Annotated in this window: 17 protein-coding genes; 12 read left to right on the forward strand and 5 right to left on the reverse strand. The window is 55.5% G+C overall.

Features of this window, described 5'->3' with window-relative positions; translation table 11 throughout:
- Positions 1 to 9: 9 nt before the first annotated feature.
- Both kdsD and ABLV07_RS02450 read right to left on the reverse strand, forming a co-directional pair.
- Positions 10 to 996: an arabinose-5-phosphate isomerase KdsD gene (kdsD, locus tag ABLV07_RS02445; RefSeq protein ID WP_015369497.1), complete on the reverse strand. Its 987-nt coding sequence runs from the start codon at positions 994 to 996 to the stop codon at positions 10 to 12.
- A gap of 14 nt (positions 997 to 1010) precedes the next feature.
- Positions 1011 to 1988 (reverse strand): calcium/sodium antiporter, encoded by a 978-nt coding sequence (locus ABLV07_RS02450; RefSeq protein ID WP_015369498.1) that lies wholly within the window; start codon positions 1986 to 1988, stop codon positions 1011 to 1013.
- A 206-nt stretch (positions 1989 to 2194) separates the two neighbouring features.
- On the opposite strand from ABLV07_RS02450, the gene mlaF reads away from it, so the two are divergent.
- From mlaF to murA, 7 genes are all read left to right on the forward strand, one after another.
- Positions 2195 to 3007, forward strand: a complete 813-nt coding sequence (mlaF, locus tag ABLV07_RS02455; RefSeq protein WP_015369499.1) for a phospholipid ABC transporter ATP-binding protein MlaF — start codon at positions 2195 to 2197, stop codon at positions 3005 to 3007.
- Positions 3008 to 3014: 7 nt separating this feature from the next.
- Positions 3015 to 3797 (forward strand): lipid asymmetry maintenance ABC transporter permease subunit MlaE, encoded by a 783-nt coding sequence (mlaE, locus tag ABLV07_RS02460; RefSeq protein WP_015369500.1) that lies wholly within the window; start codon positions 3015 to 3017, stop codon positions 3795 to 3797.
- 4 nt (positions 3798 to 3801) lie between these two features.
- Complete coding sequence (mlaD, locus tag ABLV07_RS02465) at positions 3802 to 4353, forward strand: outer membrane lipid asymmetry maintenance protein MlaD (protein ID WP_015369501.1); 552 nt, start codon at positions 3802 to 3804, stop codon at positions 4351 to 4353.
- Positions 4354 to 4371: 18 nt separating this feature from the next.
- Positions 4372 to 5007 (forward strand): phospholipid-binding protein MlaC, encoded by a 636-nt coding sequence (gene mlaC / locus ABLV07_RS02470; RefSeq protein WP_015369502.1) that lies wholly within the window; start codon positions 4372 to 4374, stop codon positions 5005 to 5007.
- Positions 5007 to 5297 carry a lipid asymmetry maintenance protein MlaB gene (gene mlaB, locus ABLV07_RS02475; RefSeq protein ID WP_015369503.1) on the forward strand — a complete coding sequence of 97 codons (291 nt, stop codon included), beginning with the start codon at positions 5007 to 5009 and terminating at the stop codon, positions 5295 to 5297. Before mlaC ends, mlaB begins: the two co-directional genes overlap by 1 nt.
- 136 nt (positions 5298 to 5433) lie before the next feature.
- The gene (gene ibaG / locus ABLV07_RS02480; RefSeq protein WP_015369504.1) at positions 5434 to 5688 is read left to right on the forward strand and encodes a BolA family iron metabolism protein IbaG; all 255 of its coding nucleotides are present in this window, start codon (positions 5434 to 5436) and stop codon (positions 5686 to 5688) included.
- 54 nt (positions 5689 to 5742) lie between these two features.
- A complete protein-coding gene (gene murA / locus ABLV07_RS02485; protein WP_015369505.1) occupies positions 5743 to 7002 on the forward strand; it encodes a UDP-N-acetylglucosamine 1-carboxyvinyltransferase in 1260 nt (419 codons plus the stop codon).
- Positions 7003 to 7064: 62 nt separating this feature from the next.
- On the opposite strand, the gene sfsB is transcribed toward murA, so the two are convergent.
- On the reverse strand, positions 7065 to 7337 hold the full coding sequence (gene sfsB / locus ABLV07_RS02490) for a DNA-binding transcriptional regulator SfsB (protein ID WP_015703605.1): 273 nt from the start codon (positions 7335 to 7337) through the stop codon (positions 7065 to 7067).
- Between the two features lie 196 nt (positions 7338 to 7533).
- Entirely contained in the window at positions 7534 to 8505 is a 972-nt protein-coding gene (gene ispB / locus ABLV07_RS02495) for an octaprenyl diphosphate synthase (RefSeq protein ID WP_047076504.1), read from the reverse strand.
- 260 nt (positions 8506 to 8765) lie between these two features.
- Here ispB and rplU point away from each other — a divergent pair, with 260 nt between their 5' ends.
- From rplU to cgtA, 4 genes are all read left to right on the forward strand, one after another.
- Positions 8766 to 9077 (forward strand): 50S ribosomal protein L21, encoded by a 312-nt coding sequence (gene rplU, locus ABLV07_RS02500; protein WP_015703604.1) that lies wholly within the window; start codon positions 8766 to 8768, stop codon positions 9075 to 9077.
- A gap of 21 nt (positions 9078 to 9098) precedes the next feature.
- Complete coding sequence (gene rpmA, locus ABLV07_RS02505; protein WP_002434222.1) at positions 9099 to 9356, forward strand: 50S ribosomal protein L27; 258 nt, start codon at positions 9099 to 9101, stop codon at positions 9354 to 9356.
- A gap of 99 nt (positions 9357 to 9455) precedes the next feature.
- Complete coding sequence (locus ABLV07_RS02510; protein ID WP_015369509.1) at positions 9456 to 10421, forward strand: DMT family transporter; 966 nt, start codon at positions 9456 to 9458, stop codon at positions 10419 to 10421.
- 15 nt (positions 10422 to 10436) lie between these two features.
- Complete coding sequence (gene cgtA / locus ABLV07_RS02515; protein WP_015369510.1) at positions 10437 to 11612, forward strand: Obg family GTPase CgtA; 1176 nt, start codon at positions 10437 to 10439, stop codon at positions 11610 to 11612.
- A gap of 44 nt (positions 11613 to 11656) precedes the next feature.
- Here the strand turns inward: cgtA and dacB are convergent, their stop codons facing one another.
- Positions 11657 to 13090 (reverse strand): serine-type D-Ala-D-Ala carboxypeptidase, encoded by a 1434-nt coding sequence (dacB, locus tag ABLV07_RS02520; RefSeq protein WP_015369511.1) that lies wholly within the window; start codon positions 13088 to 13090, stop codon positions 11657 to 11659.
- A gap of 235 nt (positions 13091 to 13325) precedes the next feature.
- Here dacB and greA point away from each other — a divergent pair, with 235 nt between their 5' ends.
- Positions 13326 to 13802 carry a transcription elongation factor GreA gene (greA, locus tag ABLV07_RS02525; protein WP_015369513.1) on the forward strand — a complete coding sequence of 159 codons (477 nt, stop codon included), beginning with the start codon at positions 13326 to 13328 and terminating at the stop codon, positions 13800 to 13802.
- Positions 13803 to 13844 lie beyond the last annotated feature (42 nt).

The raw sequence follows: 13844 nt of genomic DNA on the forward strand, positions 1-13844 counted from the left end.
TATCCTTACTTACACTACGCCAGCGCGCAGCAGATCGTGCATATGTACCACACCTAGCAGCCGGTCGCCATCGGCAACCAGCACGCAGGTGATATGGCGGGACTGCATCAGGTTGAGCGCATCTACCGCCAGCATGCCTGGACGAATGCGGATCCCGCCTGGGGTCATGACTTCAGCGATGCTGGCGTTGCGCATATCGACGCCGGTATCGAAGACGCGGCGCAGGTCGCCATCGGTGAAGATGCCGATGATATTCATCTCGTCATCGCAGATGGCCGTCATGCCCAGATTTTTGCGGGTGATTTCCAGCAGCGCGTCGCGCAGGGTAGCCTGCAGGCCGACGTGGGGGATCTCGTCGCCAGTATGCATAATATCATTGACCCGCAGCAGCAGCTTACGACCGAGTGCGCCGCCGGGGTGCGACAGGGCGAAATCTTCGGCGGTAAAGCCGCGCGCTTCGAGCAGCGCCACGGCGAGGGCGTCACCCATCACCAGCGCGGCGGTGGTGCTGGAGGTCGGCGCCAGACCTAGTGGACAGGCCTCTTTCGGCACTTTCACACACAGATGAATATCGGCGGCGCGCGCCATGCTGCTATCCGGACGGCTGGTGACGCAGATAAGCGGCACCTGCTGGCGTTTAAGCACCGGAATCAACGCCAGGATTTCATTAGATTCACCGGAATTAGATAACGCGATGACCACATCCTGCGGCGTCACCATCCCCAAATCGCCGTGAGCGGCTTCACCGGGATGGACAAAAAAAGCCGAGGTGCCGGTACTGGCGAAGGTCGCCGCCATTTTGCGCCCGATATGCCCGGATTTGCCCATACCCATCACTACGACCTTACCGCCGCAGCGGAAAATCGTCTCACAGGCGCGGGTGAAATCTTCATTAATATACTGATCGAGCTGGGCCAGACCTTCACGTTCAATTTCCAGAACCTGACGTCCTGCCTGTTGAAAGTCAAAATCCGTTGGCAAATCTATTTGCGACATGATGTTACCCCAATTCATTCAACGAAGTACGGCGCTGAACAGAACAGCACCGCCAACCAAACCATAAAGCCGCCGACCAGCAAGGCGCCCGCTACGCGCCCCGGCTGCCGTTTACGCCGCCAGCACAGCAGCGCGAAGATCGCGCTGACCAGCAGCATCACGCTGTAGTCGCGCGTAAAAGCTTCAGCAGGGAAGGCGCCAGGGGCGATTAACGCCGGCAGCCCGAGCACCAGCACGAGATTAAGGATATTGGCGCCAATGATATTCCCGATGGCGATATCGTCTTCCCCTTTTCGTGCGCCGGCGATAGCGGTGGCCAGTTCCGGCAGGCTGGTGCCGATAGCAATGACCGTTAAGCCCACCGTCAGTTCGCTAATGGCGAAATAGTTCGCCAACACCGTGGCATTATCCACCACCATACGGGTGGCCATCGGCATGACGATCATCGCCACCCCAAGCCACAGCAGGGCGACGGGTAGCGAACCGCCGCGCGGTAGCTCCGCCAGCTGTTCCCGGGTCAGGCTATCGCTACCCTGACGTTCCGCCAGGCGCGCTATTTTTAGGGTAAACACCAGCCACAGTATGGCCAGCGCCAGTAAAAACAGCCCGTCCAGACGCGAGAGCTGGCCATCGTAGAGCACAAATCCCGCCAGTAAACTGACCAGCAACATTAGCGGCAATTCGCGGCGCAGGATATCAGAATGCACGGTAAATGGATGGAGCAGGGCGGCAAGACCGAGAATTAATAGAATATTCGTAATATTGGATCCCAACGCCGTACCGATCGCCAGATCGGTTTGCCCGTGAAGGGAGGCGGCGGTGGAAACGATGATCTCCGGCAGGCTGGTACCGATGCTCACGACCGTCATGCCGATGATGAGCGGCGGGATCCCCATCATGCGACACAGTATTGAAGCGGCGTATACCAGACGATCGGCGCTGTAAACTACCAGCAGTAAACCAATTATTAACAGAGCCGTTGCTAAGAGCATCTAAAGTCCTTTCTTCAGGTATAATCGTCGCCTCGCTGGCCGTCCGTACGCAGCGTAACGAATTCTTAATTTTGACTTTATGTGTGGCAAAAGTAAAACAAATGCCAGCTTTCGCTAACCCGGGCAGGTAAGATTCTGTAAAAATGTTGGGTTTGTGGTGAAAGAAAGCGCCATGCTTAGCCCGAAGGTTTAGTAAGGATGATTTTATGAGCCAAACTCTGGCGAATTTAGTCGAGGTTCGCGGTATTCGTTTCTCTCGGGGCGACCGCGTCATCTTCGATGATATCTCGCTATCGGTGCCTCGCGGCAAGATTACCGCCATTATGGGGCCATCGGGGATCGGCAAGACGACCCTGCTGCGTTTGATCGGCGGCCAGATCCCGCCCGACAGCGGCGAGATCCTGTTTGACGGCGAAAACGTGCCGCAAATGACGCGCTCGCGGCTGTATACCGTGCGTAAACGCATGAGCATGCTGTTTCAGTCCGGCGCGCTATTCACCGATATGAACGTGTTTGATAACGTAGCTTACCCGCTGCGCGAACATACTCAGTTGCCGGATGCGCTACTGCACACCACCGTCATGATGAAGCTGGAGGCGGTTGGGCTACGCGGCGCGGCGAAACTGATGCCTTCGGAACTCTCCGGCGGGATGGCGCGGCGCGCGGCGTTGGCGCGGGCGATTGCCCTTGAGCCGGATCTGATCATGTTTGATGAACCTTTCGTCGGACAGGATCCCATCACCATGGGCGTATTGGTTAAACTTATCTCAGAGCTGAATAGTACCCTGGGAGTGACCTGCATTGTGGTATCGCACGACGTACCGGAAGTGCTGAGCATTGCGGATTACGCCTACATCGTGGCGGATAAGAAAATCGTTGCCCACGGCAGCGCGCAATCGCTGCGTGAAAATAGCGATCCGCGCGTGCGCCAGTTCATTGATGGCATCGCTGACGGCCCGGTGCCGTTCCGCTATCCTGCGGGCGATTACCACCATGATTTATTAGGCAAAGGGAGCTAAACGACTCATGCTATTCAATGCGTTGGCAGCGCTCGGACACCGCGGCATCAAAACCACCGCGACCTTCGGGCGCGCCGGATTAATGCTGTTTAATGCCGTGGTGGGCAAGCCGGAATTTCGCAAACATGCTCCGCTGCTGGTGCGCCAGCTGTATAACGTCGGCGTGTTATCGATGCTGATTATTATCGTCTCGGGGCTGTTCATCGGTATGGTACTGGGGCTGCAGGGCTATCTGGTATTAACGACCTATAGCGCAGAGACCAGCCTGGGTATGCTGGTGGCGCTGTCGCTGCTGCGCGAGCTGGGGCCGGTGGTAGCCGCGCTGCTTTTCGCCGGGCGAGCCGGTTCGGCGTTAACCGCCGAGATTGGCCTGATGCGGGCGACCGAGCAGCTCTCCAGCATGGAAATGATGGCGGTGGATCCGCTGCGCCGGGTGATTTCGCCGCGCTTCTGGGCCGGGGTTATCTCGCTTCCGCTGTTGACGATCATATTCGTCGCCGTGGGCGTCTGGGGCGGTTCGCTGGTTGGCGTCAGCTGGAAAGGCATCGACGCGGGGTTCTTCTGGACCGCGATGCAAAATGCCGTCGACTGGCGAATGGATCTGGTTAACTGCCTGATTAAAAGTCTGGTTTTTGCCGTTACGGTAACCTGGATTGCGTTATTCAATGGTTATGACGCTATCCCCACTTCCGCTGGAATTAGCCGGGCAACGACGCGCACCGTGGTGCATTCGTCGCTGGCGGTTCTGGGGCTGGATTTTGTGCTGACTGCGCTGATGTTTGGGAATTAAGTTCATGCAAACGAAAAAAAATGAGATCTGGGTAGGTGTGTTCTTACTGGCGGCGCTGCTGGCGGCGCTGTTTGTCTGTCTGAAGGCGGCGAACGTCACCTCGTTGCGTACCGAACCGACTTACCGTCTTTATGCGACCTTCGATAACATCGGCGGCCTGAAAGCGCGTTCACCGGTGCGCATCGGCGGTGTGGTGGTTGGTCGCGTCGCGGATATCACCCTCGATCCAAAAACCTATCTGCCGCGCGTTGCCATCGATATCGACGAAAGCTACAACCACATTCCGGATACCAGCTCGCTGGCGATTCGTACTTCTGGTTTGCTCGGGGAGCAGTACCTGGCGCTGAACGTCGGTTTTGAAGACCCGGAACTGGGCACCGCGATTCTTAAAGACGGCGGTACGATTCAGGACACCAAGTCCGCCATGGTGTTGGAAGATCTGATAGGCCAGTTCCTCTATAACAGCAAGGGCAGCGATAATCAGAATTCTGACAATGATAAGGCGGCGGCTGAGGGTCATACTGACGCTACGCCGCAGGCCGGCATGACGCATTAATTTCAGGAGAGACAAGATATGTTTAAACGCTTACTCATGGTCGCCATGCTGGTGATTGCTCCACTAACAGCCGCGCATGCCGCGGATCAAACTAACCCGTATAAGTTGATGGACGAAGCGGCGCAGAAGACCTTCGATCGTCTGAAGAACGAACAGCCGAAGATCAAAGCCAACCCGAACTATCTGCGTGATATCGTCGATCAGGAACTGCTGCCTTACGTGCAGGTGAAATATGCCGGCGCGCTGGTGCTGGGCCGTTACTACAAAGAGGCGACGCCTGCACAGCGTGAAGCCTATTTCGCCGCCTTCCGCGAGTATCTGAAACAGGCTTACGGTCAGGCGCTGGCGATGTACCACGGCCAGACTTACCAAATTGCGCCTGAGCAGCCGCTGGGCAGCGCAACCATCGTGCCGATTCGCGTCACCATCCTCGACCCGAATGGCCGTCCTCCGGTACGTCTGGACTTCCAATGGCGTAAAAATACCCAGACCGGCAACTGGCAGGCTTATGACATGATCGCCGAAGGCGTCAGCATGATCACCACCAAACAAAACGAGTGGAGCGACCTGCTGCGCACGAAAGGTGTTGATGGTCTGACCGCGCAGCTGAAAGCTATTTCTGCCCAGCCTATCACTCTGGATCAGAAGAAATAATGAGCGAACAACTGAGCTGGAACCGCGACGGTGAACGCCTGGCGTTGCGCGGCGAACTGGATCAGGAATTTATACTGCCGCTGTGGAATGCACGCGCGCAGGCGACCGACGGCGTATCCACTATCGACCTCAGCGACGTTTCACGGGTCGATAGCGCCGGGGTAGCGTTGCTGGTTCATTTTGTCGCGCTGGTACGTCGGCAGGGCAAAACGGCGCAAGTGGTAGGGAAAAGCGAAAACCTGCAAACGCTGGTTAGTCTTTACAACCTTCCGGCGGACATGATCCCGTAAATTTTTCAGTAGGTTAATGCTGAAGCTATTCTGAAAGCCCCATCAATCTGTTCGATGGGGCTTTTTGCTTGTTTAAGACAGCGCCACTTTCCTCTAAGATGTTGGGCTGTTTTCACACTCAGAAAAATGTGATCCCATGGAAAATCATGAAATTCAGACCGTGCTGATGAACGCACTCTCCCTTCAGGAAGTCCACGTCTCTGGCGATGGCAGCCACTTTCAGGTTATCGCTGTGGGTGAGATGTTTGACGGCATGAGCCGGGTAAAAAAACAGCAGGCTATCTATGCGCCGCTGATGGAATATATTGCCGACAATCGCATTCATGCGCTGTCGATCAAAGCGTTTACCCCGCAAGAATGGGCACGCGATCGCAAACTTAATGGCTTTTAAGCTGTAGGGATGTTCCCTACAGCGTTGATGAATTTTTAACCGAGAACAGAATCAATGGATAAATTCCGTGTTCAGGGGCCGACTCGCCTGCAGGGCGAGGTCACCATTTCCGGCGCTAAAAACGCTGCCCTGCCAATCCTCTTTGCCGCGCTGTTAGCCGAAGAGCCGATTGAAATCCAGAACGTACCGAAGCTGAAAGATATCGATACCACCATGAAGCTGCTGAGCCAGCTGGGCGCGAAGGTCGAGCGTAACGGTTCCGTATGGATCGATGCTGGCCCGGTAAATGTTTTCTGTGCTCCGTACGATTTAGTGAAAACCATGCGCGCTTCCATCTGGGCGCTGGGGCCGCTGGTGGCGCGTTTCGGCCAGGGCCAGGTTTCTCTGCCGGGCGGCTGCGCTATCGGCGCGCGTCCGGTCGACCTGCACATTACCGGCCTGGAACAGCTGGGCGCGGAAATCAAACTGGAAGAAGGCTATGTGAAGGCGTCGGTTAACGGGCGTCTGAAAGGCGCGCATATCGTGATGGATAAGGTCAGCGTAGGCGCGACCGTGACTATCATGAGCGCGGCGACGCTGGCTGAAGGCACGACCGTGATTGAAAACGCCGCGCGCGAGCCGGAAATCGTCGATACCGCTAACTTCCTTAACGCGCTGGGCGCGAAGATTACGGGTCAGGGTTCCGACCGTATCACCATTGAGGGCGTTGCGCGTCTGGGCGGCGGCGTTTATCGCGTGCTGCCGGACCGTATCGAAACCGGTACCTTCCTGGTCGCTGCGGCGATCTCCGGCGGTAAAATTATGTGCCGTCATGCGCAGCCTGATACCCTGGATGCGGTACTGGCTAAGCTGCGTGAGGCTGGCGCGGACATTGAAGTCGGTGAAGACTGGATTAGCCTCGATATGCATGGCAACCGTCCGAAAGCGGTCAACGTGCGTACCGCGCCGCACCCGGGTTTCCCAACCGACATGCAGGCGCAGTTCACCTTGCTGAACCTGGTGGCTGAAGGAACGGGCGTTATCACTGAAACCATCTTCGAGAACCGCTTCATGCACATTCCGGAACTGATCCGTATGGGCGCGCACGCGGAAATCGAAAGTAATACCGCGATTTGCCATGGTGTCGCGAAGCTGTCCGGCGCACAGGTCATGGCGACCGACCTGCGTGCATCTGCAAGCCTGGTGCTGGCGGGTTGTATTGCGGAAGGGACGACCATCGTCGACCGTATCTATCATATCGATCGCGGCTATGAGCGCATCGAAGATAAACTGCAGGCTCTGGGCGCGAATATCGAACGCGTCAAAGGCGAGTAATTCTGCTGCGGTAGCAGCCCTCTGACGTCCGTCCGGGGGCTGCTATCGATCTCTCCCTCACGTTAGGTCTTATGTCTCTTCTGACGCATCATCTGCGTTCTGTCGATGAACTGATGGGTAATGGGGTCGTGGTAACGCGATGGCCAGATAACCCACGGATCGGTTCCCAGCGCGTTTGCGATAATCAATTCGCCTTTAGGCCACGGACGGGTTAGCGCGTTGGCAAGCGTAGAAGAGCTTAATCCGTGACGTCGTGACTCAGCTGCGAGGGACGTCCCCTTTTTGCGAAGGCCGGCAATAATATCCGCTGAATGCCAGTCGATGAACTTATCCATAAATTCTCCCGGTGATAACTGTCTGCGCGTCAATACGGACGGCCGAAATACTATACCCTGGTTCTTATATGGTTTTAACAAGTTCCAGTATTGTTCTTGTACATTCAGAATATATTAAGGTTTCTGGCATTATTTGAAGAATATTGGATTTTATTGGAACTCTCCCGCGCGGTGAGCACGGGAGAGAAGGAGAGGATTAGTGGTCGCGCTGAACGGCGATATGCGCAAGGCCGATGAGGGCATCGCGCCATGGCGTATTCGGCAGAACCTGCAGTGCGGCGATAGCTTTATCAGCTTCTTCTTCCGCACGTTTCTGCGTCCACTCCAGCGAACCGCAGGCCGCCATGGTTTCAAGTACCGCGTCAAGCAGATGACGCCCGTTACCCTGCTCGATAGCGCCGCGAATCATTGCCGCCTGATCCGGGGTACCGTGATGCATAGCGTGTAGCAGAGGCAGCGTTGGTTTGCCTTCGTTCAGGTCATCACCGACGTTTTTGCCAAGGCGTTCGCCATCGGAACTGTAATCCAGCAGATCGTCAATCAGCTGGAACGCGGTGCCGAGGTAACGGCCGTAATCCTGCAGCGCCTGTTCTTCTTCGGCGCTGCAACCAGCCAGGATACCGGAACACTGCGAAGCGGCTTCAAACAGACGGGCGGTCTTACTGTAGATGACCCGCATATAATTCTCTTCCGTGATATCCGGGTCGTTGACGTTCATCAACTGCAGGACTTCGCCTTCGGCAATGACGTTTACGGCTTCCGACATCACCTCCAGCACCTTCAGCGAACCGAGACGAGTCATCATCTGGAAGGCGCGGGTGTAGATAAAGTCGCCCACCAGTACGCTGGCGGCGTTACCGAACGCGGCGTTGGCCGTCGCTTTGCCGCGGCGCATATCGGACTCGTCGACGACGTCGTCATGCAGTAGGGTCGCGGTATGAATAAATTCGATCAGTGCGGCAATGTTGACGTGCGCATTCCCCTGATAGCCGACCGCGCGAGCTGCAAGCACGGCGATCATCGGACGAATACGTTTACCGCCTCCGCTGACGATGTAGTAGCCTAACTGATTGATAAGCTGTACATCTGAGTTGAGCTGCTCGAGGATTGCCGCATTGACACCCGCCATATCCTGCGCGGTTAACTCATTGATTTTTTCTAAATTCATCGCAAAAGCCGGGCCAAATGTCCTGTTACCGCGAATCCAGGTGGGATCACAGAAGGATTAAGATAGAATTAAAAGAAGATATGATTGTACTGAAAAATCAGCGCAGATAAACGTTAGCGTGAAAGTTGTGTTTTTTTTCTGCGTTGATCGATGATCGCTCTTGTCAAAGGGTCGCGTTTTGCGTAATATTCGCGCCCTATTGTGAATATTTATAGCGCACTCTGAATCACACGAAGAGGTGCGCGGAAGCGGAGTTTTATATGTACGCGGTTTTCCAAAGTGGTGGTAAACAACACCGAGTAAGCGAAGGTCAGACCGTTCGCCTGGAAAAGCTGGACATCGCAACTGGCGAAGCTGTTGAGTTCGCTGAAGTTCTGATGATCGCAAACGGTGAAGAAATCAAGATCGGCGTTCCTTTCGTTGAGGGCGGCGTAATCAAAGCTGAAGTTGTTGCTCACGGTCGTGGCGAGAAAGTTAAAATCGTTAAGTTTCGTCGTCGTAAACACTATCGTAAGCAAGCAGGCCACCGTCAGTGGTTCACTGATGTGAAAATCACTGGCATCAGCGCCTAAGACTTGAGGGAGTAGATTTAAATGGCACATAAAAAGGCTGGCGGCTCGACTCGTAACGGTCGCGATTCAGAAGCTAAACGTCTGGGCGTAAAACGTTTCGGCGGTGAAGCAGTTCTGGCAGGTAGCATCATCGTTCGTCAACGTGGTACTAAATTCCACGCTGGCACCAACGTTGGTTGCGGCCGTGACCACACTCTGTTCGCTTTGACTGACGGTAAAGTCAAGTTCGAAGTTAAAGGCCCGAAAAACCGTAAATTCATCAGCATCGTTGCTGAATAAGTTTTTCGCGTCCTGGTGACGGATGAAAGCCCCGCAACACGTTGCGGGGCTTTTTACATTAGAATCCCGGAAAAAATTTCTGCAGGGAAAACGGGCATCATGAAGCAGCAGGCCGGCATTGGCATTCTTTTGGCGCTAACCACCGCGATGTGTTGGGGAGCACTGCCAATTGCAATGAAGCAGGTTCTTGAAGTGATGGAGCCGCCAACGGTGGTCTTTTATCGCTTTTTGATGGCCAGTATTGGTCTTGGCGCGATCCTCGCCATCAAAGGCAAACTGCCGCCGCTGCGAATTTTTCGCAAGCCGCGCTGGTTGGTTTTATTAGCGATTGCTACCGGCGGTCTGTTCGGTAACTTCATTCTGTTCAGCTCTTCCCTGCAATATCTCAGTCCAACGGCCTCCCAGGTCATCGGCCAGCTATCGCCGGTCGGCATGATGGTGGCAAGCGTTGTGATTCTGAAAGAGCGCATGCGCGGTACCCAGGTTGTAGGGGCGCTGATGTTGCTCAGCGGGCTGGTGATGTTTTTCAACACCAGCCTGATTGAAATCTTTACCCGTCTCACGGACTACACGTGGGGGGTAATTTTTGGTGTCGCAGCGGCAACGGTGTGGGTAAGCTACGGGGTCGCGCAAAAGGTGTTATTGCGGCGCCTGGCATCACAGCAGATACTATTTTTGCTGTACACTTTATGTACTATCGCATTACTGCCACTCGCTAAACCGGGGGTAATATCCCAACTGAGCGACTGGCAACTGGCTTGCCTGATTTTTTGCGGGCTGAATACCCTGGTCGGCTACGGGGCGCTGGCGGAAGCCATGGCGCGCTGGCAGGCGGCGCAGGTCAGCGCGTTAATTACCTTAACGCCACTGTTTACGCTACTGTTTTCTGATTTATTATCAATGGCCTGGCCCGATGTTTTCGCCAGACCGATGTTAAACCTGATTGGTTATCTCGGTGCGTTTGTCGTGGTTGCGGGCGCGATGTATTCCGCCATTGGCCATCGTCTTTGGGGACGCTGGCGCAAGCGAGAAGCGGTTGTACCGCTGCCCCGCTCAGGCGAATGATTTACGGAGAGTAAAATGAAGTTTGTAGATGAAGCAACGATCCTGGTCGTAGCAGGTGACGGCGGCAATGGTTGCGTTAGCTTCCGCCGCGAAAAATATATTCCGCGAGGCGGCCCGGACGGCGGCGATGGCGGTGACGGCGGTGACGTTTGGCTGGAAGCTGACGAGAACCTCAACACCCTGATCGACTATCGATTCGAAAAATCTTTCCGCGCAGAACGCGGACAGAACGGTCAGAGCCGCGACTGCACCGGTAAACGCGGTAAAGATGTCACGGTGAAAGTGCCTGTAGGGACCCGCGTCATCGACCAGGGAACCGGCGAGACCATGGGCGATATGACCAAGCACGGTCAGCGTTTAATGGTCGCGAAAGGCGGATGGCACGGTCTTGGCAACACGCGCTTCAAATCATCCGTTAACCGTACCCCGCGTCAGAAAACTATGGGGACGCCGGGCGATAAGCGCGATCTGCAGCTCGAACTGATGCTGCTGGCCGACGTGGGGATGCTGGGGATGCCGAATGCCGGTAAATCCACCTTCATTCGCGCGGTCTCCGCGGCGAAGCCGAAAGTGGCCGACTATCCATTTACCACTCTGGTGCCGAGCCTGGGCGTGGTGCGTATGGATAACGAGAAGAGCTTTGTGGTCGCCGATATTCCGGGGCTGATTGAAGGCGCGGCCGAAGGCGCTGGCCTTGGTATTCGCTTCCTTAAGCACCTCGAGCGCTGCCGCGTGCTGCTGCACCTCATCGACATCGAGCCTATCGACGGTTCCGATCCGGTTGAGAATGCGCGCATTATCATCGGCGAACTGGAGAAATACAGCGAGAAGCTGGCCTCTAAACCGCGCTGGTTGGTCTTCAACAAGATTGACCTGATGGACAAAGCGGAGGCTGAAGCCAAAGCGAAGGCCATCGCCGAAGCGCTGGGTTGGGAAGATAAGTTCTATCTGATCTCCGCGGCCAGCCAGCAGGGCGTTAAAGAGCTGTGCTGGGACGTGATGACCTTTATCATCGAAAATCCAATCGTGCAGGCGGAAGAAGAGCAGAAGCCGGAGAAAGTCGAGTTCATGTGGGACGACTATCACCGTCAGCAGCTTGAAGAAGCCGAACTGGAAGAAGATGACGAAGACTGGGATGACGACTGGGACGAAGACGACGAAGAAGGCGTCGAATTCATCTACAAACGTTAATCCTGAGTAAAAAGGGCCGCATCATCTGATGCGGCCCTTTTGTTTTAGTTGTTCTGGTACAAATCTTTATACAGTCGACTTTCGAAGCGCACCAATGGTATGCGGCGGTTGCGCTGGTCGCCCGGCGGCACCGCATAGCCGGAGAGGTACTGTACGAAGGCCATCTTTTGGCCGCTGGCGGTGGTAATGAAACCTGCCAGGTTATATACCCCCTGCAGCGAACCGGTCTTCGCCGAAACCTTACCGTCAACGCCCGCCTGATGAAGACCGGCACGATACTGCAGCGAACCATCGTGCCCGGCAAGCGGCAACATCGAGATAAAGTTGAGTTCATTGTCGTGCTGAGCGATGTACTGCAATACCTGCATCATCGTTGCCGGCGCGATCAGGTTGTGCCGGGACAGGCCTGAGCCATCGGCGATAATCGTGTTACCGAGGTCAATACCCGCCTGCTGGCGCAGGATTTGCCGTACCGCGTCGGAGCCGGCGCGCCAGGTTCCCGGTACGCCCATTCGCGCGTGGCCGATAGTACGGAACACCGTATCAGCAATCATGTTGTCGGATTTCTTCAACATGATGCGCAGAAGATCGTGCAACGGCGCCGATTGAGTCGTCGCCAGCACGGTACCCGGATCGTTGGCCAGCGTCTGGCGCAGAAGAGTACCGCTGTAGGTGATCCCCGCATCGGCGAGCTCGGCTTTCAGGATCGCGCCTGCATAGCCTGCGCCATCCTGAATGGCGAACGCCAGCGGCAGCGGCTCGCTGCGCTGCGGCAGGCAGCCGGTGAGGGTATAGCGGTTGAGATCGCCCGGCACAACGTCCAGCTCGCAGTACTGCGCTTCTGCGGAGCCGCGCGCCAGCGTCCGCACCTGGCTGAACATGGTGACCGGATAGTAAGACGCCACGCGGATGAAGGCCAAATCGCCCGCTTTCTGTGCGCTATAGAGCGAGACGGAGAAACAGTTGCGATCAACGATCGCCGCCGCTGGCGGGGCGCTGAAGCACTGCGTCATATCGTTCCACGGCCAGCCGGGAGCCTTATCGTGGCTGGCGAAAACCGAGGTATCGATAAGCACATTGCCTTCAATACGCTGCACGCCGGCTTTTTTCAGCGACGCCACCATGTTGCGGATATCCTGACGCTTTAGCGTCGGATCGCCGCCGAAGCGGGCAATCAGGTCGCCTTTCAGCACACCGCCGTCAAGGGAGCCTTTGGTTTCCAGCGTCGTGGTGAAGCGGAAATCCGGCCCCAACTGCAGCAACGCGGCCAGCGCGGTGATCACCTTCTGGGTACTGGCAGGCAGCGCCATCTGCTGGCTGTGAAAGTCTATCTCCGGCGTCGGGGAGCCAACCTTCTGTGCCATAAAGGCAAGGTTCGCGCCGGCAGGAAGCTGGCTGATGTACTCGTCAATATTCGCGGCCTGAGCGCTAAGCGCTATACCGGCAGTCAATCCGATGATAAATCTGGGAAATCGCATAATCTCGCGCTAACAACCTGAAACCAAGCCGTCATACTACGGTGCATCACCCTGTAAAGTAAACGATGACCCATAGTGAACTTCAGGGTAAAATGCGTATCAAATTGAAAATTGCTGCTGACCTGGGGAGTGTTTCCCGGGTCGGTTTTCTTTTTGCTTCGGCCATGGCTAAGACGTGACCGATGGCGGAACGACTCCGTCCGTTCCATGAAGGAATGATAAAGAGGTATAACAAATGCAAGCTATTCCGATGACCTTACGTGGCGCAGAAAAACTGCGCGAAGAACTGGATTTCCTGAAGTCCGTACGTCGTCCAGAAATTATTGCTGCTATCGCTGAAGCGCGTGAGCACGGCGATCTGAAAGAGAACGCGGAATACCACGCGGCCCGCGAACAGCAGGGCTTCTGCGAAGGTCGTATCAAGGATATCGAAGCAAAACTGTCGAACGCGCAGGTTATCGATATCACTAAGATGCCGAATAATGGCCGCGTGATTTTTGGTGCCACGGTCAGCGTTCTGAACCTGGATAACGACGAAGAGCAGACTTACCGCATCGTGGGCGATGATGAAGCTGATTTTAAACAGAATCTCATCTCTGTGAATTCACCGATCGCCCGCGGCCTGATCGGCAAAGAGCAGGATGACGTCGTCACTATCCGTACCCCGGGTGGTGAAGTGGAATACGAAATTATCAAGGTTGAATACCTGTAAGGCGTATTTCCCGCTACGATGTTTATAGATTGTAAAGAAAGG

The organism is Klebsiella sp. CN_Kp097, from assembly GCF_040064495.1.
In the GTDB taxonomy this organism is placed as follows: Bacteria; Pseudomonadota; Gammaproteobacteria; order Enterobacterales; family Enterobacteriaceae; genus Klebsiella; species Klebsiella aerogenes.

Coding starts and splice junctions, on each gene's coding strand:
- kdsD (WP_015369497.1), bottom strand. CDS start 996: ATGTCGCAAATAGATTTGCCAACGGATTTTGACTTTCAACAGGCAGGA.
- ABLV07_RS02450 (WP_015369498.1), bottom strand. CDS start 1,988: ATGCTCTTAGCAACGGCTCTGTTAATAATTGGTTTACTGCTGGTAGTT.
- mlaF (WP_015369499.1), top strand. CDS start 2,195: ATGAGCCAAACTCTGGCGAATTTAGTCGAGGTTCGCGGTATTCGTTTC.
- mlaE (WP_015369500.1), top strand. CDS start 3,015: ATGCTATTCAATGCGTTGGCAGCGCTCGGACACCGCGGCATCAAAACC.
- mlaD (WP_015369501.1), top strand. CDS start 3,802: ATGCAAACGAAAAAAAATGAGATCTGGGTAGGTGTGTTCTTACTGGCG.
- mlaC (WP_015369502.1), top strand. CDS start 4,372: ATGTTTAAACGCTTACTCATGGTCGCCATGCTGGTGATTGCTCCACTA.
- mlaB (WP_015369503.1), top strand. CDS start 5,007: ATGAGCGAACAACTGAGCTGGAACCGCGACGGTGAACGCCTGGCGTTG.
- ibaG (WP_015369504.1), top strand. CDS start 5,434: ATGGAAAATCATGAAATTCAGACCGTGCTGATGAACGCACTCTCCCTT.
- murA (WP_015369505.1), top strand. CDS start 5,743: ATGGATAAATTCCGTGTTCAGGGGCCGACTCGCCTGCAGGGCGAGGTC.
- sfsB (WP_015703605.1), bottom strand. CDS start 7,337: ATGGATAAGTTCATCGACTGGCATTCAGCGGATATTATTGCCGGCCTT.
- ispB (WP_047076504.1), bottom strand. CDS start 8,505: ATGAATTTAGAAAAAATCAATGAGTTAACCGCGCAGGATATGGCGGGT.
- rplU (WP_015703604.1), top strand. CDS start 8,766: ATGTACGCGGTTTTCCAAAGTGGTGGTAAACAACACCGAGTAAGCGAA.
- rpmA (WP_002434222.1), top strand. CDS start 9,099: ATGGCACATAAAAAGGCTGGCGGCTCGACTCGTAACGGTCGCGATTCA.
- ABLV07_RS02510 (WP_015369509.1), top strand. CDS start 9,456: ATGAAGCAGCAGGCCGGCATTGGCATTCTTTTGGCGCTAACCACCGCG.
- cgtA (WP_015369510.1), top strand. CDS start 10,437: ATGAAGTTTGTAGATGAAGCAACGATCCTGGTCGTAGCAGGTGACGGC.
- dacB (WP_015369511.1), bottom strand. CDS start 13,090: ATGCGATTTCCCAGATTTATCATCGGATTGACTGCCGGTATAGCGCTT.
- greA (WP_015369513.1), top strand. CDS start 13,326: ATGCAAGCTATTCCGATGACCTTACGTGGCGCAGAAAAACTGCGCGAA.